This is a genomic window from Cryptosporangium minutisporangium, assembly GCF_039536245.1.
In the GTDB taxonomy this organism is placed as follows: domain Bacteria; phylum Actinomycetota; class Actinomycetes; order Mycobacteriales; family Cryptosporangiaceae; genus Cryptosporangium; species Cryptosporangium minutisporangium.
In genome coordinates, this window is sequence record NZ_BAAAYN010000026.1 from 82,195 (window position 1) to 106,731 (window position 24,537).

Genomic DNA, 24,537 nt, shown 5'->3' on the forward strand with positions numbered 1-24,537 from the left:
ACGAGTTCGGCGCGCAGCGTTGCGGCTCCGCTCCTAGGCTGAACACGTGGCCGAGACCATTCCGCTGTTTCCGCTCGGCACCGTCCTGTTCCCGGGAGTGGTGCTCCCGCTGCACATCTTCGAGCCGCGTTACCGGGCACTGACCCGCGACCTGATGACCGCCGGGCCCGACGCGCGCCAGTTCGGCGTGTGCGCGATCCGGCAGGGCTGGGAGGTCGGCGACGACGCCGTGACCGCGCTCTACGAGGTGGGCTGCACCGCGGAACTCCGCCAGGTGCATCCGTACCGGGACGGACGCTTCGACGTGGTGACGGCCGGACGCGACCGGTTCCGCTTGCTCGAGGTCATACCCGCCGACGGAGACGTGCCGTACCTGCGCGGCCGGATCGAGCGGCTCCCGGAGGCGATCGCGGATGCCCGGACGGGTGAGGAAGCCGAGGTGCTGGCGGCCGGGGTCCGCGAGATCTTCGCCCGCTGCCGGACGTTGCTGCACGCGACGCTGCGAGCCGGGGAGAAGGCCCGGGAGGACGGTGTCGACAGCGCCGGACAGGCGGTGCTGCCCGCGCTACCGCTGCCCAGCGACCCCGCGATGCTGTCCTACCTGGTCGGCTCCGCGGCACCGCTCACGCTCGACGACCAGCAGAGCCTGCTGGCGATCGACGACCCGGTCGGACGGCTGCGACGGCAACTCCGGCTGCTGAAGCGTGAGGCGACGATGCTGTCCCGGCTGCACGCGGTGTCGGTGCCGCTCGCCCAGCTGCAGGTCGCCCAGTCGCCGAATTAGCGCGTCACTGGTCCGGCGGACGCCCTCCCCAGTGGCGGCCGTGCCCGCGGTTCAGCGCCGGGTCGACCTTGAGGTCGGGATATCGCGACCACGCCGCGACGACCACGTAGCCGAGCACCGCCACCAGCGGCTCCAGGAACAGCAGGCCGTGCGCGTTCAGCTTCACCGGCGTCGAGAACGTTCGTCCGGGTGCCGCATGCTGCAGCAGTGACTCGTACTCCTCGCGCCCCACCCAGGTGCCGACCTTCCAGCTGACCCAGGCACCGGCCAGGCACCCGAGCGCGAGGCCGAGCAGGACGATCGGGCCACGCCACGGGCGCGCCAGGTAGGCGGCGGGTCCGAGCACCAGCCCGACGACCAGCGCCAGCCCGCCGTAGGTGGCCTGCTGCCCGAACGCCGACTCGCCGTAGTACTCGGCGAGGATCGGTCCGTTCGTGGTCATCAGGACCGGGACGTGCGGTCCGATCCAGGCCCAGAGCACCCCGGTTCCGACGCCCAGCGCGACGACGATCCCGGCCAGCACCAGCGCGGCGACGACGTCCCGCAGGCTCACCGACGCCCGAAGGCCGGTCCACAGTGCGGCGGGTGTGAGCGCGAGAGGATCGTCCGGCTCGTCACCGGCGTGCCGGCGACGCACGACCGGAACCAACTCCGCGCCCGGCCGGGACACCCCATCGGACGGCCCACTCGCGGTCGGCGGCGTCGTCACGCCGTCCGACGAACTCGGCGATTCCTGGCGCACTGCTCAACCATAGTGCTCACCGCCCCCACCCCTGGACCAGGGCAGCGGACGCGTCCAGCCATGCCCGCCGGGTGATGTCGGCGATCTGCGAGAACACGATCGTCGAACCGGACTCCAGGGCAGGGTCGTACGGAATCACGGCGACCGCGCGCGTGCGGTGCGAGAAGTGTTCGGCGAGCTCCTCCAGCAGCGGGGACCGGATCGGGCTGGGGCAGCTCAGGATCGTGACGGCGTCCGCGACCAGGTCGGCGTGGCCGTCCTCCTCGAGCAGGTCGAGCATCCAGTCCGCGGTGAACGCCGCGTCCTCGCGGGGCAGCGTCGTCACCACCAACCGGTCGCTCTGCTCGATCACCGTCTTCCAGTTCGGGCTCTCGACGTTGTTGCCGGTATCCACGCACACGATGTCGTACGCGGCGGTCAGCAGCGCCATCAGCCGGCGCACGGTGTCCGGGTCGAGGTGCCGGGCGACGCGCGGGTCCTCGTCGCCTGCCAGCACGTCGAAGGAGCCGTCGGACGCGTGCCGCAGGTAGTTCTCCAGCACCTCGTGGATGCCGTGGCCCGCGTGGATCGCGTTCTCCACACCGGTGAGGTCGCTGATCAGGTGCTTGACCGTGCGGGCGTGCCGAGCGGTGCCCGCCCGCAGCCCGAGCGTGCCGCGCAGCTCGTTGTCGTCCCACGCGAGGACGCCGCCACCACGGACGCTGCCGAGCGTCGCGGCGGTGAGCACGGTGGCGGTCGTCTTGTGGACGCCGCCCTTGGGGTTGATGAACGCCACCGCCTTGGGCGCGCCGACGTCGGCGCGGACGATCTCGAGCGCCTGGTGGACCGGCACGGCGCCGACCAGCGGCGGAGGCGGCGGCGGGTCGGCCAGGATCGGCCCGTCACCGATCCGCTGCGCGGGCGGGGCCGGCGGCGCCAACGGAGGTGCCAGCGGCTGGGCGACGCCCACCGTGCGGGGACGGCTCCGGGATCGACCGAGTAACGCGCGCCAACGTCTGACCGCTTCGCCCCGGTCGGCGGGCTCACTCGGCCCCACCGGCACCTCCCACCCGTCTGGACGCCCCTGCGGTCAGATCACCCGGCCGCTGAGTCGCGATCCCCGCCGCATCGGCCAGGTCACCGCCAGCCTACGTACCTTCCGCCCCGTTGTGCTCGGTGGTCGGGATCCGGATCGTCATCCGACCAGATCGGCGGCGTACGGAAACGCCTTCACGAACGGGTACTCGACGGTGCCGGACAGGTCGTGCAGCTCGCGGGTACCGGGGAGCTGTGTGTAACCGAGGCGCGCATAGAACCGGTGGGCGTCGGCGAAGCGCGTGTCCGTCCACAGCTCGACCTGTCGGACGCCGAGGCGCACCGCCTCCTCCTCGGCCAGCGAGGTCAGCACCTCACCGAGGCCGTGCCGGCGCGCGGCGGCGCCCACGTACAAGCTCTTCAGCTCCGCCGTATCGCTCTCCGCACCCGAACGGATCGCGACCGAACCCACGATCGCCCCGTCCAGCTCGGCCACCCACATCCGGCCGCCGTTGGCCGCGTAGTAGGACGCCGGGGCTCGCAGCCACGGCTCCTCGGCGTCCACGTCGAGGACACAGCCGGGGTACTCGCCCCACACCGTGCCGATCAGCTCGATCAGCCCGGCGGAGTCGGAATCGGCGACCGGACGGATGACCGGGAGCGCCTTGCGCATCTCCACGTGGCGGATCCCGGCCTCCTCGAACTCCGCGCCGACCGGGGTGTAGCCGGCCCGCTCGTAGAAGCCTTCGGCGTGGAGCTGCGCGTGGAGCACCAGCTCGGGGAAGCCTCGTCGCAGTGCTGCCCGCTCCAGCCCGCGCAGCACCACGGTGCCCACGCCGCCGCCGCGGGCGTCGGACCGGACCGCCATCCGCCCGATCCGGCCGGACGCGGGCGGGCGACCCACCAGCCGACCGGTGCCGACCAGCCGCATCGGCGCGCTCGCCGGTGCCTCCGGAACCGTCTCCCAGGCCCCGACGTGGACCGCGGTCTCGTCGGCCGCGTCCCGCTCCAGCTCGGCCGGCACCCCCTGACCGGTCACGAAGACGTCGTGACGCAGCGCGAACACGGCCGGGAGCTCGGCACGGGTCACCTCCGTCACCCAGAGTGAACCGGCACGGGTCTTCATGTGCATTCCTGACAGCCCTTTCATTCGGATCCCGAAGCTCAGCCGTGCGGACCGAGCCTCAACCGGCGGCCGACGGAGACGGCGTCGCGCTCGGGCCGACAGCAGTATCGGACGGCGGACCGACAGTTCCGGATTGCTCCGGCAGCAACGGTACGAACGTCGCCCGGTCCAGCCTGCTCACCTCCGGCGCGGGATCGACCACCCGGATCCCCGGTCGCTCCGCGAGCGCCCGGAGCTGCTCCGGCGTCGCCCGGACGACCGCGGCGTACACGCAGGCGCACAACTCCCGGTAGGCCGCGGCCTCCCGGCGTTCCAGCGCCGCGCCCGCGGTGTGGACGCGGGCCAGTTCGGCATCGTCCGCGGACGCGGCGGCGCTCTCCGCCGTCGACGCCTCCTGCTCCTTCGCCGCGGCGGTGCGCTGCATGCCGGCCGGCACGTCGACGGCCAGGCGGTCGACGACGAGCGTCACCAGCTGGGTCTGGACGTCGGGCAGCGGAACCCGGGCGACCACCCGGCTCACCGAGTAACCGGAGAGCAGCGTCGGAAGGGCCGCGGGCCGCTGGTACTCCGCCAACCCGACCAACGCCCACACCGCCGTCCCGGCCGGTAGCCCGCCGAGCTCACCGGATGCGTCGGACCGGTAGGCGTCGACCTGCTGACCGTCGACCGGCCCGACCCGCGGCACGTTGCCCACCGTGTAGTCCACCGGCGCCGTCCGGGTACCGGCCCGGTACGCGACGACGACCAGGCCGACGACGAGGACCAGCGTGACCAGCGCCGTCCAGGAGCGGCTCAGCCGCCGCGCGCCCCGTCCCAACCGGGGCAGGACGCGGCCCCGAAGCACCGCGGCCCAACGCCCGACACCGGAGCCCGGCTCTCCGCTCATGACTCGGCGCGGACGCGGTCCAGCGCGCTCTGCAGGTCGCTCGGGTACTCGCTGGTGAACTCCACCCACTCGCCGGTGTCCGGGTGGTCGAAACCGAGCCGCATCGCGTGGAGCCACTGCCGCGTCAGACCCAGACGAGCGGCCAGCGTGGGGTCGGCGCCGTAGGTCAGGTCGCCGACGCACGGGTGTCGGAGCGCGGAGAAGTGCACGCGGATCTGGTGCGTGCGACCGGTCTCCAGCGTCACCTCCAGCAGCGACGCCGCCCGGAACGCCTCGACCGTGTCGTAGTGCGTGACGCTCGGCTTGCCTCCGGCCACGACCGCGAACCGCCAGTCCGAGGAGGGATGCCGGTCGATCGGCGCGTCGATCGTGCCCCGGCTCGGGTCGGGGTGGCCCTGCACCAGCGCGTGGTAGACCTTGCTGACCTCGCGCTCCTTGAACGCACGCTTGAGCAGCGTGTAAGCGCGCTCGCTGGTGGCCAGCACCATCAGGCCGGTGGTTCCGGCGTCGAGCCGATGCACCACGCCCTGCCGCTCGGCCGCGCCGGACGTGGAGATCCGGTAACCCATCGCCGCCACGCCCCCGACCACGGTCGGACCGGTCCAGCCCGGGCTCGGGTGGGCCGCGACGCCGACCGGCTTGTCGACGACGACGATGTGGTCGTCGGCGTACACGATCCGCAGTCCGGGCACCGGTTCCGGCGCCGCGGACGGTGGTGCGGCGGGGGCGGGCAGCGTCACCTCGAGCCACGCGCCGCCGGAGACCCGGTCGGACTTGCCGGCCGGAGCGCCGTCGAGGAAGGCGTCACCGCCCTCGATCAGTGCGGCGGCCGCCGTCCGGGAGAGGCCGAACAGCCGGGCCAGCGCGGCGTCCAGACGCATGCCCTCGAGCCCGTCGGGCACCGGGAGGGTGCGGTGCTCACCACGGACGACCGCCGGCGCTCCGTCGGGGACGACGGGGTGCTCGGTGTCAGTCATCCTTCGATTGTGCACGGCCCGATTTTGTCACCCGGGTCCCGTCGATCCGCCGACCGGTCAGTTCGAGGCCGACGATGATCGCGACGCCGACGCAGAGCGCGGAGTCGGCGAGGTTGAAGACCGGCCACGGCGGGTCGAACGGATCGATCAGCGCCAGGAAGTCGACGACGCCACCGCCCTCCCGGAACAGCCGGTCGACGACGTTGCCGCAGGCGCCGCCGAGCACCAGCCCGAGCGCGAGCGCCCAGCCGGTCGAGGCGAGCTTGCGGGCGCTCCGGATGATCACCACGATCACGCCGACCGCGATCGCGGTCAGCACGTACGTGTAGCCGGAGCCGAGCGAGAACGCCGCGCCGGTGTTCCGGGTGTGCACCAGGTACAGAACGTTGCCGAGCACCTCGACCGGAGGATGGTTCGTGTCCTCCAGTCGGGTGACCACGACCAGCTTGCTGATCACGTCCGCGGCCAACGTGAGCAGCGCGACCAGGGCGAACAGCCATCGGCCGCGCCGCGTCCCCGACCCGGCGGGGGCGGCCACGTCGGTGGTGCCCTCCGCCGGCGCCTCCGCATCCACCGCCGGCTTCCCGGAGTCCCCGGGCGCGTCGGTCTCCCCGGCGGCCTCGGTCTCCGCGACCGCCTCGGAGTCCCCGACGGCACCGGTCGCCACGTCGGGAGCGTCGGTCTCGGCGGGCGGTTGCCCGTCGGCCGACGCGTCCCGAGGGTCGCCGGGGGCGGCGGAGGCGCTGTCCGCGGGGCGGGTCAGCGGCGTTCCTCGATCTGCTTGCAGCTCACGCACAGGGTCACACTAGGGAACGCCTCCAGCCGCGCGGTGGGGATGGGGTTCCCGCAGCGTTCGCAGGAGCCGTACTTTCCCTCCGCGAGCCGAGCCAGCGCGTGCTCGACCTGCTGGACCCGCTCCCGCAACCCGTGGACGAGGGAGAGCTCCTGCTCCCGCTCGAAGGTCTTGGTGCCGGTGTCAGCCTGATCGTCGCCGGCGCCGTCGGCCACCCGGCTGCGCTGCAGATCGGTCAGCACCACCACCGCCTCGTCGTACTCGGTGGTGAGCTCCTGCAGCCGCGCTTCGAGTACGGCGCGCAGTTCTTCGTGCCTGCTGTCGTCGGCCGGTACCGCCGGGGAGTCGGTCTTCGATCGAGCGCGCGGGGCTGTCGCCTCCGCCGCTCCCCCCGCGGTTGCCCCCGTCGCCGCAGTGCGGGTCGACCGGCGGGTGCCGGTCTTGCCCGTTGCCCGTCGTGGGGTGTCTTTCGTGGCCTTCGCTTGCTCCGCCATCGCGGCCACCTCCGCCCGGTTCGCCGTGCTGAGCCCGGCGGTTGGTCAGAGCGCTCAGGATACGTAGCGATGCCCGTCGCGACAATGCGACGCGCACCAATGCTGACGCCGTACACGCTCGTGTCGCCCGCAGTCGCGCGTTGCCGGAGCGTGCGCGCCCTGTGAGTCTTCTCTCACATACCGTCTCGGGGAGGTCTCGCAAACCTGACTTCTAGGGCGCAGCCGCGCTCTCACCCGTCGCGGAGCGTGGACAACCGCGCCTCGGCGTCCGGTGGGGCGGGCGTGAGCGCGAGTAGCTTGTCCCGGCTCGTCCGGCCGGTCAGCAGCGAGACGGCGGCGGCCCGGACGCCGAACGCGGTGGCGACCGCCTCGATCACGGCGTCGGTGGCCCGGCCCTCGACCGCCCGGGCGGTGACCGCGACGACGAGCGCAGGCCCGTGCGGCCCGGCATGGCTGCCACCGACACGAGCCCGGCTCGCACCGGGCTTCACCCGCACCGGCACCACGAACCGATCGGTGGTGCCGACGCCGTCCCTACCCCGCGTCACCGCCGTAGGGCGACCAGGAGCCGCGTCGCGGCCGCGCAGCGGCTACACGGCGTGAAGCCGAGCTCGATCGCCTGCGCGACCGACAGCTCGACGGGCGTACGACCCTCCACCTGGGGGCAGGCGTCCAGGTGGTAACGCGGACGGGCGTCGACGACCACTACCGGCTCGTCGGCGCCGGCGAGCTTCTTCTTCTCCGAGGAGAGGAGGAGCTCCGCGGCGGGTTCCGGATCGCTGTCGTCGCCGGTGGGGCTGGGCAGCGCGCCACCGCCGACCGGCGTGGCTACCGGCGCGGCATCGGACGGGCCGGGACCCATGGCGTCCGGCCCCGAAGCGGCCTCTGGCCGGGGAGCGGCGCCCCGCTGGGCACCGTCCTCCGGCCGGGCGGCCGTGTCAGGCCGGGAACCGGCGTTCGGCTGGGAACCGGCGTCCGGTCGGGCGGCGGCGTTTGTCTCCGGCGCCGAGTCCGTGCCGCCGGAGGTGGCGGCCGGTGAAACCGGCCGGGTGGCCTGCTGGTCGGCGGGCATGCGCGGCTCGGGAGCGGTGGGCGGCGCCGAGGTGACGCGCGGCAGCGTGATCGGCTCGGTGTCCGGCTCGGGCTCCCGGGTCGACTCGACCACCAGCACCGGCGGGCCGTCGAGCGTGATCGTCGCGGTCGTGCCCGCCTCGTCGTCGTCCACGTCGTGGCCCTCGACCACGACGTCCACCACGTCCGCGTCGGCCACCCGGCGGAAGTCGTCACGGCTCCGATCGGGCGTGGTCGGCTGCACGTCGATGATCTCGGCCACGACGTCGGCGACCTCGATCGTCTCCGCGGTCTCCGGCACGCGCTCGCCGGGCACGTAGTACGGCCGACCCGAACTGCTCCGATCAGGGCGCCCCTGATCCGGGCGCCCCTGATCCGGGCGCCCCTGATCCAGGCGCCCCTGATCCGGGCGCCCCTGATCCGGGCGGGCGTGATCCGGGCGGGCGTGATCCGGGCGTCCCTGCCCATGACGCCCCTGACCGGGGACGTGCGGGCCGGGCCCCTGCGGACCGGGCGCGTGCGGACCGGGTGCATGCGGGCCGGGTGCATGCGGGCCGGGCGATTGCGCCTGCGGCCGACCTTGCGACGGGCGGTAGGACTCCCCCGGGTAGGGCTGGTCCGAGTACGGTGCCCGCTCCGGAGCCGGCAACGACGGGCCGGACCGGCTGGAGGACGGTGGCTGACCGGGATGGACCGGCCGACCCGGCGAACCGGCGTAGGCCGCTCCGGTGCCACGACCGGTATCGGCGGCGTACCGCCGATCGGCCGGGCGTGCGGCCGTCGGAAAACCCTCGGCGGCGAGCGGGATGACGCGGTCCCTGGCGTCGGCTTCCCGCGGTCCAGGCGGACGGTGGGCGGCCGCAGCCGGGTACTGGGGCTGCGCCGGCTGGGTCTTGGCCGGCTGCGCTTGGGCCGGCTGCGTCTGCCCGGGATGGGGCCGACTCATCGGCCGGGGTTGGGCGCTCGGCCGGGCGTGCCCGGGGTCGACCCACGGGGCGGAGGAGCGGTCACTGCGCCCGTGCCCGCCCGAGGTCGGCCGGACCGGACCGGCGGACTGCCCTGCCGCCGAGCCCGAGTGGGCCGCCGCGGGGCTGGACTGGGCCGCCGCGGGGCTGGACTGGGCCGCCGCCGGGCTGGACTGGGCCGCCGCCGGGCTGGACTGGGCCGCCGCGGGCCGCGACCGGTCAGCGGAGGGTCGAGACGGCACCGACTGGTCGGAACGCCGGTACGGCTCCTGCCGATGCTCCGGCTGGCGGTAGTCGGGCTCCGGCCGGTAGGGGGGCTCCGGCCGGCGCTGGCTCTCCCGGTGCTGCGGGTAACGCTCTTCGTGCGCGTACTGACGGTCCCGGGGAGCGGCCGCGGTCGACTCCGCCGGTGACGGCTGGTCAGCCGGGACCGACTGCGAGCGCCCGGCCGGTTCTTCCACGGCCCGGAGTCGCTCCGCCTTCACCCGTAACAGCGCCGGCGGCGTTGACGCCGCGGCCATCTCCGGCTCTCCTGTCGCTGCGGCCGCCGCCGCGAGGGCGCGTTGCCGGCGGATGCCGAACGCCAGGAACGCGCCCGCGAGCAGACAGGTGGCGATGGAGGCCAGGACGAAGCCGTCACTCGTCTGCACGACTCCCGCACCCAGAAGTACGGCCGACGCGCAGACGAAGAGAAGGCTGACGACGATCACGGCGTGGCGAAGCCCCGGCCCATGGCCCGGACCAGATCAGCGACCGTAGGAGTCGGCGACGTCACCGGACCGCGGCAGGCCGGTGTGCGGGCCGCCGAACGCTCCGGAGAGGCTCGACGTGCCGACGCCCTCACGGTTGATCTCGGCCTCGGTGGCCTGGCCCCGCGCCTCGAGGTCACGCAGCTGGCTCTCCAGGTACGCCTTGAGCCGGGTGCGGTACTCGCGCTCGAACGCCTTCAGCTGCTCGATGTGCTTCTGCAGCGCGGTGCGCTTGGCCTCCAGGCCACCCATGGCCTCCTGGTGCCGCTGGCGAGCGTCCCGTTCCAGCGCCTCGGCCTTCGCCCGGGCGTCCCGGGTGAGCTCCTCGGCGTTGGCGCGTGCCTCGGAGAGCAGCTTGTCGGCCTCGCGCCGGGCGTCCGCGACGTGGTCGTCCGCGGTGCGCTGCGCGAGCATCAGGACCCGCAGCGCCTTCTCGCCCTGGTCGTCGCCGCCGGGCACGGCGGGCAGCGCGGAGCTGCTCACCTGGCTCTGGGCGCTCTGGGCCTGCTGCTGGGCGGCGGCAGCGGCCTGCTTCGCCTGCTGCGCCTCCTGGCGTAGGCGGTCGACCTGCTGCTTGAGTTCGCCGTTCTCGGCGTGCAGCCGACGCACGTCGGGGTCGGCACCCGCCGCAGCCGCCGGCGCCGCCGCCGGCCCGCCGGTACGGCCGCGCTCCACCTGCGCCTTGAGGTCGTTGTTCTCCTCGATCAGCCGAGCGAGCTCCCGCTCCACCTCGTCGAGGAAGGCGTCAACGTCGTCCTCGTCGTAACCGCGCTTGCCGATCGGCGGTTTCTTGAAGACGACGTTATGAACGTCGGCGGGGGTCAGCGGCATCGAAACTCCTCCGGACACGTGTGGGTGGCTGCTGGACGGCGTGCGGTCAGTATGACGTCTCGGACAGCCGTCGGACCACGCTCATGAGGATGGTGACGATCATGAGCAGCAACAGGAAACCAAGGTCGAGGCTAACGCTTCCGATCCGAAGCGGGGGGATCACCCGGCGCAGCGCCTTGAGCGGCGGATCGGTGGTGCTGTACACGACCTCGAGCGCGGCGGACGCCGCACGGCCTGGCCGCCAGCGCCGTGCGAAGACAAGCACGTACTCCGCTACTAGCCGCCCAAGAAGTACCAAAAGGAACAAGTAGAGCAGCAAATAGGCGAGCTGCCACACGAGCAACACGGAGTACGACGTCCTTAGCTCTGGTTGAAGAAGCCGCCCTCGGCGATCCGAGCCTTGTCCTCCGCGGTGACGGTGACATTGGCCGGCGAGAGCAGGAAGACCCGGTTGGTCACGCGCTCGATGCTACCGCGCAAGCCGAAGGTGAGTCCGGCCGCGAAGTCAACCAGTCGCTTTGCATCCGCCTCGTCCATTTCGGTGAGGTTCAAGATCACCGGAATGTGATTACGGAACTGCTCTCCGATCATCCGCGCTTCGTTGTAATTCGTCGGATGAAGCGTGGTGATCCGGTACGACGTCTCTTCGGGCTCGCTCACGTCACTCACCACCGCCCTCTCGCGAAGTGACAGCTGCGGCGCGAGCGCCAGGTTGTCGTGGGTCGGCGGCGCCGGCGTGGCCGGCATCCTGCTAACCGTCCGACTCGGGTTGCGCTCCAGACGCGTGGGTCGGGTCGCGGGCTCCTCGAACTCGTCCTCATAGGTGTCGAGCTCGTCGTCGGAGTACCGACGGTCGGCGAACCGGCCGTCGTCGAAACGACGGCCCCCATAAGACTTGTCGTCGTAGCGACCGTCCTCGTACGGACCGTCCTCATAGCGAGGGTCGTCCTCGACGAGGCCGAGCCAGACGCCTGCCTTCCGCCATGCACCCATGGAGCGCCCCCTCCTCCTCGTCGGCGATAGACACGACCGATGCTAAATGACACGCGTGTGATTCTGCATTTTCAAGGCCTCACACTACCGTGTCCGGACACCCGTTTCCCGAGCAAAGCGGATCCGACACGCACGTGTGTCGCGCCGTGTCGGACAGCCGACTCGAGGTCGCTGCTCATTCCGGCCGAGATCCACCGCGCTTCGGGATGGTCCCCCCGCAGCGTGGCGCCCAGTTCGGCGAGTCGTGCGAATGCGCGGTCGGGATCGCCGCCTAACGGCGCGACCGCCATCAGGCCGAGCAGCCGCAGCGCGGGACTCCCCGCCACTTCGTCGGCGAGCGCCGCCACTCCGGACGGCGCCACGCCGCCACGGCCGGCGGACGCGCCCTCCTCCAGGTCCACCTGGAGCAGCACGTCCAGCGGCTGGTCCCGCAGCCGCTCGGCCGCGCTCGCGAGCGCGGCGGCCAGNGGCGGCCAGTTCCGGACGATCGACACTGTGGACGACGTCCGCGTACCGGACGACCGAGCGGGCCTTGTTCCGCTGGAGCTGCCCGACGAAGTGCCACCGCACGTCGAGGGTGGGCAGCTCCGCGTGTTTGGCCTTGGCTTCCTGATCCTTGTTCTCCGCCACGTCCCGGACGCCCAGCGACGCCAGCGCCGCCACGTCGCCCGCGGGCCACGTCTTGGTGACTGCGATCAGCGTCACGTCGGCGCGATCCCGCCCGGCGTCCGCACAAGCCGCGGCCAGCCGACGCTCGACGTGCTCCAGCCCCGCGGCGAGCTCGGCCCGCCGCTCGGCCGAGACGGACCCGGCCGAGCCGGGGTCGGCCTGCTCCGAGCCGGACGCCGCCGGCCCGGAGGAGGCAGCATCCGACGCGGCGGGACCGGCAGAGCCGGTCCCGCCTTCGGCCGGGGACAGGGGCGTCACGCCCCGTTCTTGAGGAAGTCGGGCACGTCGACGTCGTCGAAGATGACGCGCTTCGGCGCCGGGGTGGCCGGCTGCGGGGTCGGCGGCTGCGGAGTCTGGTGCGGCGCAGCGGAGACCGGCTGGTTGGCCGGCTGCCGCGGCGCGTAGCCGGACTGGTCGCCGCTGTAGCGCTGCTGGGCCTGCTCCGCGTAGGACACCCGCGTGTTCGCCGCCCGGTAGGCGGGCGCGCCGCTGTCGAACCCGGCCGCGATGACCGTGACCCGCACCTCGTCGCCCAGCGCGTCGTCGATGACCGTGCCGAAGATGATGTTCGCGTCCTGGTGGGCGGCGTCCGCGACCAGCGAGGCGGCCTCGTTGATCTCGAACAGGCCCAGGTCGGAGCCACCGGCGATGGAGAGCAGCACGCCGTGCGCACCCTCCATGCTGGCCTCCAGCAGCGGGCTGGAGATCGCCGCTTCCGCGGCCTCGACGGCGCGGTTCTCTCCGCGCGCACTCCCTATTCCCATCAACGCCGACCCAGCCCCGCTCATGACGCTCTTCACGTCCGCGAAGTCCAGGTTGATCAGACCCGGCGTGGTGATCAGGTCGGTGATGCCCTGGACACCCTGCAGCAGGACCTGGTCGGCCATCTTGAACGCGTCCATCATGCTGATGTCGCGGTCGCCGAGGGAGAGCAGCCGGTCGTTCGGAATGACGATCAGCGTGTCGCACTCGTTGCGCAGGTCGTCGATACCCGTCTCGGCCTGCACCGCGCGCCGGCGCCCCTCGAACGCGAACGGCCTCGTGACCACACCGATGGTCAGCGCGCCGAGCTTCCGGGCGATGCTGGCGACCACCGGCGCACCGCCGGTGCCTGTTCCACCACCCTCGCCCGCCGTGACGAACACCATGTCGGCGCCCTTGAGCACCTCTTCGATCTCGTCCTTATGGTCCTCGGCGGCCTTCCGGCCGACGTCCGGGTTCGCGCCGGCACCGAGGCCCCGCGTGAGCTCACGACCGACGTCGAGCTTGACGTCGGCGTCGCTCATCAGCAGCGCCTGGGCGTCGGTGTTGATCGCGATGAACTCGACCCCTTTGAGGCCCACCTCGATCATCCGGTTGACGGCGTTGACACCGCCGCCGCCGATGCCGACGACCTTGATGACCGCCAGGTAGTTGTGCGGAGGTGTCATCGGTGTGCCTTCCTAGTGAGCAATGGTCCCGTGAGCGATGGAGAACCCATAGGCGTCGGAGCCCGGTCGAGGGTGGCCCGACGCCCATTTGAACCGGCGACGCAGCTCACGTGGCCGAACTCTCACCCTCTAGTAGAGCGTTACTGTTATGTCAAGTGTTGCTGTGATCGGACGGTAGGCGCCTGCGCGGGCGTGATTCAAGCAGCCACGCGGGCGTGTCTCGCGAGGATCGCGGCGCACGCCCGGACCTGACCGTCAATGCCACATTGTTCCCTATAAGAGGTAAATGTCCAAAGTGATCGGCGTTGACCGACTTCAAGCGACCAAGCGGTCCCAGCTTTCCGTACCCCTGCTTCGTGCGCTACCCCGCGCGTCGCCGTACGACCACCCTCACCCTGAGCCTCAGGTCCACTTTCCAGACACTCTGTTATAGCCGTTTCTCAGCGGTACGGCCGCTCACGAGTCAGCGCACGGTCACGACGTCCGGCGCGCTGACGTCGATTCGTTTGCCGGACTCGCCGAGGAGCGCGGTCGCGATCTTCGCCTTGCGTGGGCTGTCGTCCGGCCCGCCCCAGAACACGACGCGCTTGTCGGTGAGCCGGACCTCGACCCGCTGCGGCGTCACCGCGACCACCACCGAGACGAGCTCACGCAGCTGCGGCGTCAGGGCACTCGCGACGGTCAGCGCGGCGCGGGTGGCCGGGTCGCCGGCCTCCGGGTCGGGCACCCGGATCAGCGGGAGCCCGGCCGGACGGGACGCCACGGCGCGGAACGGGTAGCCCTCCGCGTCGACCAGGACGTACCCGACGCCGCGGGCGGCCACCGCGACCGCGGTCCGCTCGACGATCGTCACGACGACGGTGTTCGGCCACGCCCGGCGCACCTGGACCGACGCGACCGCAGGCAGCTTCCCGATCCGGGCCGCGGCCGCCGCGGTGTCGAGCCGGGCCAGCGGTGTCCCGACCGGAATCGCGGCGGCGCGGGCGACCTGCTCGGTCGTGACCGTCCGTTCCCCGCGCACGGAGATCGTCCGAACGCCGAGCAGCGCTGAGCCGAGCAGCGCCCACACCGCGACCGACGAGACAACGACGACGCCCGCCACCAGCGCATACGGCGCCACCGCTCGGAGCCCGCGACGTCCCTTCCGGAACGCCCGCCGTCCGCCGGTACGCGCCGACCTGTTGACCGCGTCCCGCCGGAGCCGCCAGCGCCGTGCCGGACGATCCGACTTGCCGTTCGTCGGTGTCCGCGCCACGGTCTCCTCCCGCCCAGCCGCCCGTCAGAGGGCCGAGCGTACCGACGCCCAGCGAGGCCGCTCCGGCAGCGACACCCAAGACCTAGGTCACACGGAGTGTCGCCCGACAGGCGTTCCCCAGGGCACCACACCGCCAGCCCACTTTCGGGAAGACCACCCGTGCCAGCGTCGGGAACGACGGATTTTCGGGAAGGCCACCTCTCGGCGCGGTTTGAGAGGTGGCCTTCCCGAAAACGATCGCGCGCCCGCAGGCCCCGGGCGCCGGTCAGCTCACCAGGCCGGCTTGCTCCTCCAGCGCCGTCAGGATCTCCGCGCCGAGCATCGAGATCGGCGGAGCACCCATCGTGACGACGAGGTCGCCCGGACGGGCACGTCGAACCACCTCGGTGGCGACCGCGGACCACGAGGGCTCGAACACCACCTGGTCGGGCGGCAGCGGCACCGCCCGTGCGAGCGGCGCTCCGCCCTGGCCGGGAAGGCGCTCCTCCCCGGGCCCGAAGACCTCCATGACGACGACCTCATCGGCCAGCCCCAGCGAGGCGGCGATCTCGTCCTGGAAGGCGACCGTTCGGTACATCCGGTACGGCTGGAACGCCACGATCAGCCGGCCCTGCCCGGCGAGCCCGCGCAGCGTCGTGAGCGCCGCGGTCATCGACGTCGGGTGGTAGGCGTACTCGTCGTAGACCCGCACACCCGCGGCCACGCCCTTGAGCTCGAACCGGCGCCGGACACCGCGGAACTGCCCGAGGGACTCCACCGCCTTGCCCGCGTCCAGGTCGAGTTTGACCGCGGTCAGCAGTGCGGCCGCCGAGTTCAACGCCAGGTGGACGCCGGGCACCGCGACGCTCACCGCGCCGAGCTTCACGCCGTTCAGCACCGCGACGTACGAGGTTCCGGCGACGTCGCTGGCCTCCTCGGTGAGCCGGAGGTCGGCGTCGGCCGCGCGTCCGTACGTGAAGACCCGCCGCCCGGTCGACCGGGCGTACTCCCCCAGGCGCGTCGCACCGGCGTCGTCGGCGCAGACGACCACGACGCCGTTCCGGTCGACGCGGTCGATGAACTGGCGGAAGGCGGCCTCCAGGCCGGCCATGTCGCCGTAGGTGTTGAGGTGATCGGCCTCGAGGTTCGTGATGATCGCCACGTACGGCGAGTAGAGCAGGAACGTGCGGTCGCTCTCGTCGGCCTCGACGACGAAGTGCTGCCCGCTGCCGTGGTGCGCACCCACCCCGGCGTCGGCGAACTCGCCGCCGATGAAGAACGACGGGTCGACGCCGCAGTGCTGCAGCACCGTCGTCACCATCGAGGTGGTCGTGGTCTTGCCGTTGGTCCCGGCGATCGCGATCACCTGGCGACCGTTCATCGCGGTGACCAGCGCCTCGGCCCGGTGCAGGACCCGCAGCCCGCGTCGCCGGGCCTCGACCAGTTCGACGTTGTCGGCGGGGATCGCGGTCGAGTAGACGACCGTGTCGACGTCCGCGACGTTCGCGGGGGCCTGTCCGAGGTGGATCGTCGCACCGAGCGCGCGGAGCGTCTCCAGGGCCGGCCACTCCTTGATGTCGCTGCCGCTGACCGGAATGCCTCGGGTGAGCAGCAGTCGCGCCACGCCGAGCATGCCGACGCCACCGATGCCGATGACGTGCACCCGGCCGAGGTCTTCGGCCGACAGCTTGGAAAGGTCTTCGGTCATGCCGGCACCTCGCTAGCGCTCGGCGCCGTCATGTCCTCAGGTTCGACTGTGTACCCCGACATCAGGCCCGCTCCTCCGCCCGCTGGTTCTCCCGGACCGCCTGGTACACCAGCGCGAGCAGGGCCTCGTCACCGTCCCGGCGACCGTACCCGGCAGCCGCGCGGCCCATGGCCGCGATCCGGTCGGGTTCACCCAACAGCGGTATCACGTTCTCCTCCAGCCACGACGCGGACAACTCCGCGTCCTCCACCAACAGTCCGCCACCGGCGCGCGTCACCGGCAGCGCGTTGCGCCGTTGTTCGCCGTTCCCGTGCGGGTACGGCACGTAGACGGCGGGCAGCCCGACCGCGGCGACCTCGGCGCAGGTCAGCGCCCCGCCCCGGCACAGCATCACGTCCGCCGCGGCGTACCCGAGATCCATCCGGTCGAGGAACGGCAGCGTCACGTACTTCGAACCGGTCCGCTCGGGCATGATGTCGAGCGTGTTGCGGGCACCGATCACGTGCAACACCTGGATCCCGGCGGCGCCGAGCGCGCCGGCCGCGGCGGTGACCGCCAGGTTGATCGAGTGCGCGCCCTGGGACCCGCCGGAGACGAAGAGCACCGGCTTGTCCTGGTCCAGGCCGAAGTGCTCGCGGGCGGCCGCTCGTGCCGCGGCCCGGTCGAGGGTGGCGATCCCGCGGCGCAGCGGCACCCCGACAACGGTGCCGTGCCGCAGCGTGACGTGGTCCCCGCCGAGCCCGACGAACGGCGTCAGCCGGGCCCCGACCTTGTTCGCGACCCCCGCTGGGTCGTTCACCTCGTGCACGACCAGCGGGAGCTTCTTCCGGCGCGCGGCCAGGTAGGCCGGGAGCGCGACGTACCCGCCGAACCCGATGACGACCTCGGCGTCCACCCGGTCGAGGACTTCGGCGACCGCGGCCACGCTGCGGCGGACGCGGCCGGGCGTCCGGGCGAGGTCGGCGTTGGGGCGCCGGGGCAGCGGGTAGGCCGGTACCAGCTCCAGGTCCCAGCCACGGGCCGGGATGATCTCGGTCTCCAAGCCCTTCGGGGTGCCGAGGCAGGTGATCCGCGCGTCCGGGTGGTACCGCCGGATGCACTCGGCCAACGCCAGTGCCGGCTCGATGTGGCCACCCGTCCCGCCTCCGGCCAGGACGACCGATCGCAACGCCGTCACCGACGACCTCCTGTCCGTGCCCGGTGGGTGGACCTACCTAACGGGCGCCCGGCCCTGCCAGACCGTAACGCCTGCCGGGCCCGTCCGGGGCGCCCGGGCAGCTCGGGCAGCGGGATCCCCGCCCAGCGGACCCACCAGGCGCGGCCGCGGGCGTGCAGCGCGAGCACGGCCTCGGGCTCGTGCCTGGCGAAGCTGGCCAGCATTCCGATCACGAACATGGTCAGCACCAGCGAACTGCCGCCGGCCGAGATCAGCGGCAGCGGGACGCCAGTGATCGGCAGCAGCCCCACCACGCCCCCCATGTTCACCAGTGCCTGTCCGGCCAGCCAGACCGTACCGGCGGCCGCAACGAGCCGGCGGAACGGGTCGTCCACCCGCGCCGCGATACGCATGCCGGCCCACGTGAGGACGCCGAACAGCGCCACGACGACCAGGCAGCCGAGAACGCCCAGCTCCTCGCCGATGATCGCGAAGATGAAGTCGTTGTGGGCCTCCGGCAGTGCCCCCCATTTCTCCCGGCTCTGGCCCAGACCGAGGCCCCACCAGCCGCCGGTGCCGAGCGAGTAGAAGCCTCGCACCAGCTGATAGGTGTCGCCGTCCTGGTGGGCGAACGGGTCGGTGAACGTGGTCAGTCGCGAGATGCGCTCCTCGTTCCCGACGATCAACGGCACCAGCCCGACGACGCCGATCGCGCCGAGCGTCGCGAACACCCGGAACCGCACCCCGGCGGTCCAGAGCAACGCGACGAGGATGAAGAGCAGCAGGATCATGCCGCCGAAGTCCTCGATGCCGACCAGCCCGAACAGCACGACCGAGCCGACGAGGAGCGGCACCGCGAGGTGCCGCCACTCGGTCAGCAGCGGACGCTTGCGCACCAGGACGGCCGCGCCCCACAGCACGAGCGCGAGCTTGGCCACCTCGACCGGCTGGATCTGGACGAACCCGAAGTCCAGCCACAGCGTCGCGCCGTTGACCTCCTTGCCGAAGAACGGCAGCAGCACCAACAGAATCGTGGCGAGCACGACCAGCGGCCAGCCCAGCATCGGCCAGACGCGCATCGGCAGCCGCAGTGCCAGCCAGAACGCCGGGATCCCGATCAGCGCGAACGTCAGCTGCTTCGTGAAGATCGTGAACGCGCTGCCCGAGCTGGCGTACGAGTCGATGCTCGACGCGGAGAGCACCATGATCAGCCCGAGCCCGAGCAGCAGACCGGTGCTCGCCAGGAGCGCGTAGTAGGACGCCATCGGGCGGCGCAGCAGCCCGGTCACCACCCCCACGTAGCGACCGGACGCGGTATGGGCCTCCAGGCCCGCCGGCGCCGCCACTAGAGCGGCACCTCGTCCGGCCGCGTGCTGACCTCAGCGGTGGCGGAGGCGCCTGGCGGGAACGGTTCGACGGCGCGGAGCACTAGCCGTCCAGAGGGGACGCCGCCGCCAGCTTCTCGACCGCCTCGGCGAACGCGTGCCCGCGCGCGGCGTAACTCGGGAACATGTCCAGGGAGGCGGCGGCCGGGGCCAGCAGAACGGTGTCACCGGGGCGGGCCAGCTCGGCGGCGGCTGCGACGACCTCGGTCATGGCTCCATCATCGGCCCTCGACACCTCCCGCACGGGGACGTGCGGCGCGTGTCGGCGCAACGCGTCGGCGACCTCGGCCCGGTCGACGCCGAGCAGCACTGCGCCCGCGAGCCGATCGGCCACGGTCGCCACCAGCGGCGCGACGTCGACGCCCTTCAGCTGTCCCCCGGCGACCCAGACCACCCGGGGATAGCCCCGCAGCGACGCTTCGGCCGCGTGGGGGTTGGTGGCCTTGCTGTCGTCCACCCAGGCCACGCCGCCGCGGGTGGCCACCAGCGCGTTGCGGTGCGGCTCCGGCTGATACGCGGCCAGCCCCGCGGCGACCGCGGCCGGGTCGACGCCGTGCGAGCGGGCCAACGCCGCGGCGGCCAGCGCGTTCGCGACGTTGTGCGGCCCGGGCGGCCGGATCTCGCCGAGCGTCCCCACCGCGGTGGCCTGCGCCGGGTCGGGGGTGAACGCGCGGTCGACCAGCAGGTCCTCGACGACGCCGAACTGGCCGGACGCCGGCGTGTGGAGGCTGAAGCCCACCCGGCGGCCGGGCGCCGCGGCGAGCAGTTCGGCTACCCTGGCGTCGCCGATGTTGCCGACCGCGACGGTCTCCGGCGAGTGCCACAGCTTCGCCTTCGCCGCCGCGTACCGGGCGAAGTCGCCGTGCCAGGACAGGTGGTCGTCGGCGAGGTTGAGCAGCGCCGCGGCGGCGGGGGCCAGCGTCGAGGACCAGTGCAGCTGGTAGCTGGAGAGTTCGACGGCGAGGACGTCGTAGGGCTCGCTCCCGGAGTCCGACCCAGCGAGCACGGCGTCGATCAGCGGCGTCCCGATGTTGCCGACCGCGGTCGCACGCAGCCCGGCGCTCCGCAGGATCGTCGCGAGCATCGTCACGGTCGTGGTCTTGCCGTTGGTGCCGGTGACCGTGAGCCAGGGAGTGTCGTTGGGGCGTAGCCGCCACGCCAGCTCCGGCTCGCTGAACACCTCGATACCCGCGGCCAGCGGACCGGCCAGCAGCGGGTGGTCGGGCCGGAAGCCCGGCGAGACCACGATCTGCTCGAGGTCGCCGGGCAGCTCCGCGGGGTCGACCAGGACGTCGACCCCGGAGTCGGCCAGCGCCGCCAGTGCCGGTGAGTCGACCCGGTCGAACACCGTGACCCGAGCGCCGACCTCGCGCAGGGCGCGGGTCACCGCCGCGCCGGTGACCCCGGTTCCGCCGACGACGACGTGCCGGCCCGAGTACCACCTCCGGGAGGTCATTGCTGCAGCACACCCAGGTAGTCGGTGAAGAAGATCCCGAGTCCCGCGGCGACGAAGAACCCGGCGATGATCCAGAATCGGACGACGATCGTGGTCTCTTGCCACCCGGCCAGCTCGAAGTGGTGCTGCAGCGGTGCCATCCGGAAGACCCGGCGTCCGGTGCTGCGGAACGAGATGATCTGGATGACGACCGACATCGTCACGATGACGAACAGCCCGCCGAGGATCAGCAGCAGCAGCGTCGTCCGGGTGGTCAGCGCCAGACCCGCGATCAGTCCGCCGATGCCGAGCGCGCCGGTGTCACCCATGAACAGCCGGGCGGGCGGCGCGTTCCACCAGAGGAAGCCGGCGAGCGCGCCGGCCGCGGCCGCGGCGATCAGTGCGGTGTCCAGCGGGTCCCGGACCTCGTAGCAGTACCCGTTCGGCCCGGGAAGCCCGTCGCAGAGGTGCCGGTACTGCCAGAAGCCGATCAGGATGTACCCGGACAGAACCATGATCGACGGACCGGTGGCCAGGCCGTCCAGACCATCGGTGAGGTTGACGCCGTTGGCCGCTGCGATGACGACGAACGCGAAGAACAGCGCCGCCCCGACCTGGGTCAGATTCGCCCAGCTGATGTCCCGGATGAACGAGAGCTTTTCGGACGCGATCGTGTAACCCTGCTCGTCCGGAAGGTTCAGCGCGAGAAACGCGAACCCCGCCGCGACCACGGCCTGGCCGATCAGCTTCCCCCGCTTGTTCAGCCCGAGGCTGCGCTTCTTCCGGATCTTGATGTAGTCGTCGACGAAGCCGACCGCGCCCATCCCGACGAACAGACCGAGCAGCGTGACCGCGGTCGGGCTGATCCGGTGGTCCCCGATGACGATCTGGGCGACCACGTACGCGATCACCGTCGCGAGGATGAAGACGATGCCGCCCATCGTGGGCGTCCCACGCTTGGACTGGTGGTGCTTGGGGCCCTCCTCGCGGATCTCCTGGCCGAACTTCAGCCGGTGGAGATAGCGGATGGCGACCGGGGTGCCGAAGATCGATACGACGAAGGCCACGAACGCCGCGGCCAGAACACTCCTCACGCGTGGCCACCCCCGGCCGCAGGCGCGGCCACCGACTCGGCCAGCAGCGCGTCGACCACCCGGTCGAGCCGTGCCGACCGAGACGCCTTGACCAGCACCACGTCGCCCGGCGTCAGCTGCTCGCTGAGCAGCCGCACCGCGGCGTCCACGTCCGGCACGTGCACCGACTCCTCTCCCCAGGACCCTTCCAGGACCGCGCCGGCGTGGATTGCGCCGGCCTCCGGGCCCACCACGACCAAGCGGTCGATGTCCAGCCGCACGGCCAGCCGGCCGATCGCGTCGTGCTGCTCACGGCTGGATTCGCCCAACTCGGCCATGACACCCAGCACTGCCCACACCCGGCGCCGCCCCCGCGGCTCCGCGCCGACGTCGGGCGCCGGAGCTATCGGCACAGACATCGCGCGCAACGCTTTCAGTGCGGCCCGCACCGAGTCCGGGTTCGCGTTGTAGCTGTCGTCGACGATCGTCACCCCGTCGGCCCGCTCGGTGACCTCCATCCGACGGCGGCTCACCGGTACCGCGGCGCCCAGCGCGGCGGCGACCTCCTGCAACGGAAGGCCCAGCTCCAGCCCGACGGCGGCCGCCGCCAGCGCGTTGCCGACGTGGTGCTCGCCGTGCAGGCGCATCGTGACCTCGGCCGTCGTGTCCCCGGCCGCGAGCGTGAAGCTCGGCCGTCCGACGGCGTCCAGGCGGACATCGGTCGCCCGCACGTCGGCATCGGGTGCCTGACCGACCAGCACGACCCGGGCCTTCGTCCGGGGCGCCATGGCACGTACCCGCTGATCGTCGGAGTTCAGGACGGCGAGCCCTCCTGCGCTACCGGTCGGCAGGGCCTCCACCAGCTCACCCTTCGCCTGCGCGGTCACCTCGACCGAGCCGAACTCGCCGACGTGTGCGGTTCCGACGTTGAGCACGACGCCGATCCGCGGCGGCGCGATCTCGGTCAGCCAGCGGATGTGGCCGACCCCCCTGGCGCTCTTCTCGAGCACCAGATAACGCGTGTTCTCGTCGGCGCGGAGCACCGTCCACGGGTGGCCGAGTTCGTTGTTGAACGAGCCGGGCGGTGCGACGGTCGGGCCGAGCCGGACGACCACGCCGGCCAGCAGATCTTTGGTCGACGTCTTCCCGCTCGACCCGGTGACGCCGACGATCGTCAGCTGCGGCAGCCGGTCGACCACCGCCCTCGCCAGCTTGCCGAGCGCCACGAGCGCGTCGTCCACCAGCACGGTCGGGACGTCGCCGACCGGTCGGGTCGCGAGCACTGCGACGGCACCGGCGGCGATCGCACCGGCGGCGAAGTCGTGGCCGTCCACCCGGTCGCCGGCCAGCGCGACGAACAGGCCGCCGTCGGTCACCTGCCGCGAGTCGTACTCGACCGTGCCGGTGACCACCGTGGCCGGGTCGCAGTTGCGGAGGTCACCACCGGTGGCGGCGGCGACCTCCGCCAGCGTTAGCGGAATCATGCCCGCGCTCCCCCGGAAGTGCGGGCGGCTACCGGAAGCCCGGCGAACGCGGCCGCGAGCACCTCGCGATCGTCGAACGGGTGCACCACTCCAGCGACCTCCTGGCCCTGCTCGTGTCCCTTGCCCAGCACCGCGACGCAGTCGCCGGGACCGGCCCGCTCCACCGCCGCGGCGATCGCGGCCGCCCGGTCGCCGACCTCGACGACCTCGGCGCGCTCTTCGGTCGACACCCGGGCGACGCCGGCGAGCATCGCCGCCCGGATCGCCGCCGGCTGCTCCGAACGGGGATTGTCGTCGGTGGCGACGAACAAATCCGCCCCGCGGGCCGCCGCCTCACCCATCAGCGGACGCTTTCCGGCGTCCCGGTCTCCGCCGCAGCCCAACACGCAGATCAGCCGCCCGCTGGTGACCGGACGCAGGGCGGCCAGCGCCGCCGCCACCGAGCCGGGATCGTGCGCGTAGTCGACGACGCCGACCGGGCCGCCTGATCCCGGGGAGACCCGCTCCATCCGCCCCGGCACCTGGCCGGCGTTCGCCACCGCGTCCACCGCGGTCGCCGACGGCACCCCGACGGTCGTCAGCACCGCGATCGCGAGCGCCGCGTTCTCGACGCTGTAGGCGCCGGGCATCGCCACCCGCGCGGGGGTAGGGACGCCGTCCGGCCCGGCGATCGTGAAGTCCTGTACGAACCCGTCCGGCCCGCGCTCGACGACGCGCCAGCGGGCGTCGGGTGCCCCCGCGACGGAGACGGTGATCGTGTCCGGGCCTGCCAGCCGCTTGCCCGCGGCATCGTCGACGTTGACCACCTCGCGGGCCGAGCGACCGTCGAACAGGCGCGCCTTGGCCTGGAAGTAGTCCTCCAGGTCGGCATGGAAGTCGAGATGGTCGACACCGAGGTTGGTGAACGCGCCGACCGCGAACCGGACGGCGGCCACCCGGTCGAGGGCGAGCGCGTGGCTGGAGACCTCCATCACCACCGCGGTGACGCCGCGCTCCTTCGCGACCGCGAGCAGCGCCTGCAGGTCGGGGGCCTCCGGGGTGGTCCGTACCGAGCGGAGCCGTTCCCCGGCGATCCGGGTCTCCACGGTGCCGAGCAGCGCGGTGGTGTGCCCGGCTGCCCGGAGCCCGGCCTCCACCAGGTAGGAAGTCGTCGTCTTGCCGTTGGTACCGGTGATGCCGACGACGGTCAGCGCCGCGCTGGGGTCGCCGTAGACGCGGGCGCTGACCCTGCCGAGCACGGCGCGGGGTGCGTCGACGACGAGCAGCGGCAACCCGGTGTCGCGGGCGAGGTCCGCGCCGGCGGCATCGGTCAGTACGGCGACCGCACCGGCCTCCGCGGCCCGGGCCGCGAACCGCGCGCCGTGGGTGCGGGCACCCGGCAGCGCGGCGAACAGGTCACCGGGCCGGATCGCCGAACTGTCGTGCGTGACACCGGTGATCCCGACGTCTCCGGTCGCGCTACCGCCCACCAGCCCGGCGAGTTCCGTCAGGGGAACTTCCGCCGGGGCAGCAGGCCGCGGGGCGCTGGCGTAGGACAC

The 24,537-nt window shown here is 72.5% G+C and carries 22 protein-coding genes and 2 pseudogenes; 2 read left to right on the plus strand and 22 right to left on the minus strand.

Features of this window, described 5'->3' with window-relative positions:
• The first annotated feature begins 46 nt into the window (after positions 1–46).
• A complete protein-coding gene (locus ABEB28_RS20930) occupies positions 47–784 on the plus strand; it encodes an LON peptidase substrate-binding domain-containing protein (RefSeq protein ID WP_345729850.1) in 738 nt (245 codons plus the stop codon).
• 4 nt (positions 785–788) lie between these two features.
• On the opposite strand, the gene ABEB28_RS20935 is transcribed toward ABEB28_RS20930, so the two are convergent.
• The 9 genes from ABEB28_RS20935 to ABEB28_RS20975 form a co-directional block, all read right to left on the minus strand.
• Positions 789–1,526 carry a DUF2567 domain-containing protein gene (locus tag ABEB28_RS20935; RefSeq protein WP_345729851.1) on the minus strand — a complete coding sequence of 246 codons (738 nt, stop codon included), beginning with the start codon at positions 1,524–1,526 and terminating at the stop codon, positions 789–791.
• A 16-nt stretch (positions 1,527–1,542) separates the two neighbouring features.
• Positions 1,543–2,475: a MinD/ParA family ATP-binding protein gene (locus ABEB28_RS20940; RefSeq protein ID WP_425558982.1), complete on the minus strand. Its 933-nt coding sequence runs from the start codon at positions 2,473–2,475 to the stop codon at positions 1,543–1,545.
• 225 nt (positions 2,476–2,700) lie between these two features.
• A complete protein-coding gene (locus ABEB28_RS20945) occupies positions 2,701–3,666 on the minus strand; it encodes a GNAT family N-acetyltransferase (RefSeq protein WP_345729852.1) in 966 nt (321 codons plus the stop codon).
• A 58-nt stretch (positions 3,667–3,724) separates the two neighbouring features.
• Complete coding sequence (locus ABEB28_RS20950) at positions 3,725–4,552, minus strand: hypothetical protein (RefSeq protein ID WP_345729853.1); 828 nt, start codon at positions 4,550–4,552, stop codon at positions 3,725–3,727.
• Positions 4,549–5,529 (minus strand): RluA family pseudouridine synthase, encoded by a 981-nt coding sequence (locus ABEB28_RS20955; protein ID WP_345729854.1) that lies wholly within the window; start codon positions 5,527–5,529, stop codon positions 4,549–4,551. Before ABEB28_RS20955 ends, ABEB28_RS20950 begins: the two co-directional genes overlap by 4 nt.
• The gene (lspA, locus tag ABEB28_RS20960; RefSeq protein WP_345729855.1) at positions 5,522–6,325 is read right to left on the minus strand and encodes a signal peptidase II; all 804 of its coding nucleotides are present in this window, start codon (positions 6,323–6,325) and stop codon (positions 5,522–5,524) included. Before lspA ends, ABEB28_RS20955 begins: the two co-directional genes overlap by 8 nt.
• Positions 6,289–6,816, minus strand: a complete 528-nt coding sequence (locus ABEB28_RS20965; RefSeq protein ID WP_345729856.1) for a TraR/DksA family transcriptional regulator — start codon at positions 6,814–6,816, stop codon at positions 6,289–6,291. Before ABEB28_RS20965 ends, lspA begins: the two co-directional genes overlap by 37 nt.
• Before the next feature lie 230 nt (positions 6,817–7,046).
• Complete coding sequence (locus tag ABEB28_RS20970; RefSeq protein WP_345729857.1) at positions 7,047–7,364, minus strand: DUF167 domain-containing protein; 318 nt, start codon at positions 7,362–7,364, stop codon at positions 7,047–7,049.
• Positions 7,361–8,203, minus strand: a complete 843-nt coding sequence (locus ABEB28_RS20975) for a hypothetical protein (protein WP_345729858.1) — start codon at positions 8,201–8,203, stop codon at positions 7,361–7,363. Before ABEB28_RS20975 ends, ABEB28_RS20970 begins: the two co-directional genes overlap by 4 nt.
• 490 nt (positions 8,204–8,693) lie before the next feature.
• Between ABEB28_RS20975 and ABEB28_RS20980 the strand changes: the two genes are divergently transcribed.
• Positions 8,694–9,146, plus strand: coding sequence for a hypothetical protein (locus tag ABEB28_RS20980; protein WP_345729859.1), 453 nt, complete (start codon positions 8,694–8,696; stop codon positions 9,144–9,146).
• A gap of 452 nt (positions 9,147–9,598) precedes the next feature.
• On the opposite strand, the gene ABEB28_RS20985 is transcribed toward ABEB28_RS20980, so the two are convergent.
• The 13 genes and pseudogenes from ABEB28_RS20985 to ABEB28_RS21045 all read right to left on the minus strand — a co-directional run bounded on the left by ABEB28_RS20985 (position 9,599) and on the right by ABEB28_RS21045 (position 24,537).
• A complete protein-coding gene (locus ABEB28_RS20985; protein WP_345729860.1) occupies positions 9,599–10,432 on the minus strand; it encodes a DivIVA domain-containing protein in 834 nt (277 codons plus the stop codon).
• A 46-nt stretch (positions 10,433–10,478) separates the two neighbouring features.
• Entirely contained in the window at positions 10,479–10,778 is a 300-nt protein-coding gene (locus ABEB28_RS20990) for a YggT family protein (protein ID WP_073250795.1), read from the minus strand.
• Between the two features lie 14 nt (positions 10,779–10,792).
• Entirely contained in the window at positions 10,793–11,425 is a 633-nt protein-coding gene (locus tag ABEB28_RS20995; RefSeq protein ID WP_345729861.1) for a cell division protein SepF, read from the minus strand.
• Positions 11,426–11,496: 71 nt separating this feature from the next.
• Positions 11,497–12,193, minus strand: a pseudogene (locus tag ABEB28_RS21000) (YggS family pyridoxal phosphate-dependent enzyme).
• A gap of 364 nt (positions 12,194–12,557) precedes the next feature.
• Positions 12,558–13,524 (minus strand): annotated as a pseudogene (gene ftsZ / locus ABEB28_RS21005) (cell division protein FtsZ); the annotation flags it as partial.
• A 463-nt stretch (positions 13,525–13,987) separates the two neighbouring features.
• The gene (locus tag ABEB28_RS21010) at positions 13,988–14,779 is read right to left on the minus strand and encodes a cell division protein FtsQ/DivIB (RefSeq protein WP_345729863.1); all 792 of its coding nucleotides are present in this window, start codon (positions 14,777–14,779) and stop codon (positions 13,988–13,990) included.
• A 265-nt stretch (positions 14,780–15,044) separates the two neighbouring features.
• Entirely contained in the window at positions 15,045–16,466 is a 1,422-nt protein-coding gene (murC, locus tag ABEB28_RS21015; protein WP_345729864.1) for a UDP-N-acetylmuramate--L-alanine ligase, read from the minus strand.
• Positions 16,467–16,527: 61 nt separating this feature from the next.
• Positions 16,528–17,643 (minus strand): UDP-N-acetylglucosamine--N-acetylmuramyl-(pentapeptide) pyrophosphoryl-undecaprenol N-acetylglucosamine transferase, encoded by a 1,116-nt coding sequence (locus ABEB28_RS21020; protein ID WP_345729865.1) that lies wholly within the window; start codon positions 17,641–17,643, stop codon positions 16,528–16,530.
• Positions 17,640–18,968, minus strand: a complete 1,329-nt coding sequence (ftsW, locus tag ABEB28_RS21025) for a putative lipid II flippase FtsW (RefSeq protein ID WP_345729866.1) — start codon at positions 18,966–18,968, stop codon at positions 17,640–17,642. Before ftsW ends, ABEB28_RS21020 begins: the two co-directional genes overlap by 4 nt.
• Before the next feature lie 82 nt (positions 18,969–19,050).
• Positions 19,051–20,463, minus strand: a complete 1,413-nt coding sequence (murD, locus tag ABEB28_RS21030) for a UDP-N-acetylmuramoyl-L-alanine--D-glutamate ligase (RefSeq protein WP_345729867.1) — start codon at positions 20,461–20,463, stop codon at positions 19,051–19,053.
• Complete coding sequence (gene mraY / locus ABEB28_RS21035; RefSeq protein WP_345729868.1) at positions 20,460–21,536, minus strand: phospho-N-acetylmuramoyl-pentapeptide-transferase; 1,077 nt, start codon at positions 21,534–21,536, stop codon at positions 20,460–20,462. Before mraY ends, murD begins: the two co-directional genes overlap by 4 nt.
• Positions 21,533–22,999 (minus strand): UDP-N-acetylmuramoyl-tripeptide--D-alanyl-D-alanine ligase, encoded by a 1,467-nt coding sequence (locus ABEB28_RS21040; RefSeq protein WP_345729869.1) that lies wholly within the window; start codon positions 22,997–22,999, stop codon positions 21,533–21,535. Before ABEB28_RS21040 ends, mraY begins: the two co-directional genes overlap by 4 nt.
• The gene (locus ABEB28_RS21045; protein ID WP_376981165.1) at positions 22,996–24,537 is read right to left on the minus strand and encodes a UDP-N-acetylmuramoyl-L-alanyl-D-glutamate--2,6-diaminopimelate ligase; all 1,542 of its coding nucleotides are present in this window, start codon (positions 24,535–24,537) and stop codon (positions 22,996–22,998) included. Before ABEB28_RS21045 ends, ABEB28_RS21040 begins: the two co-directional genes overlap by 4 nt.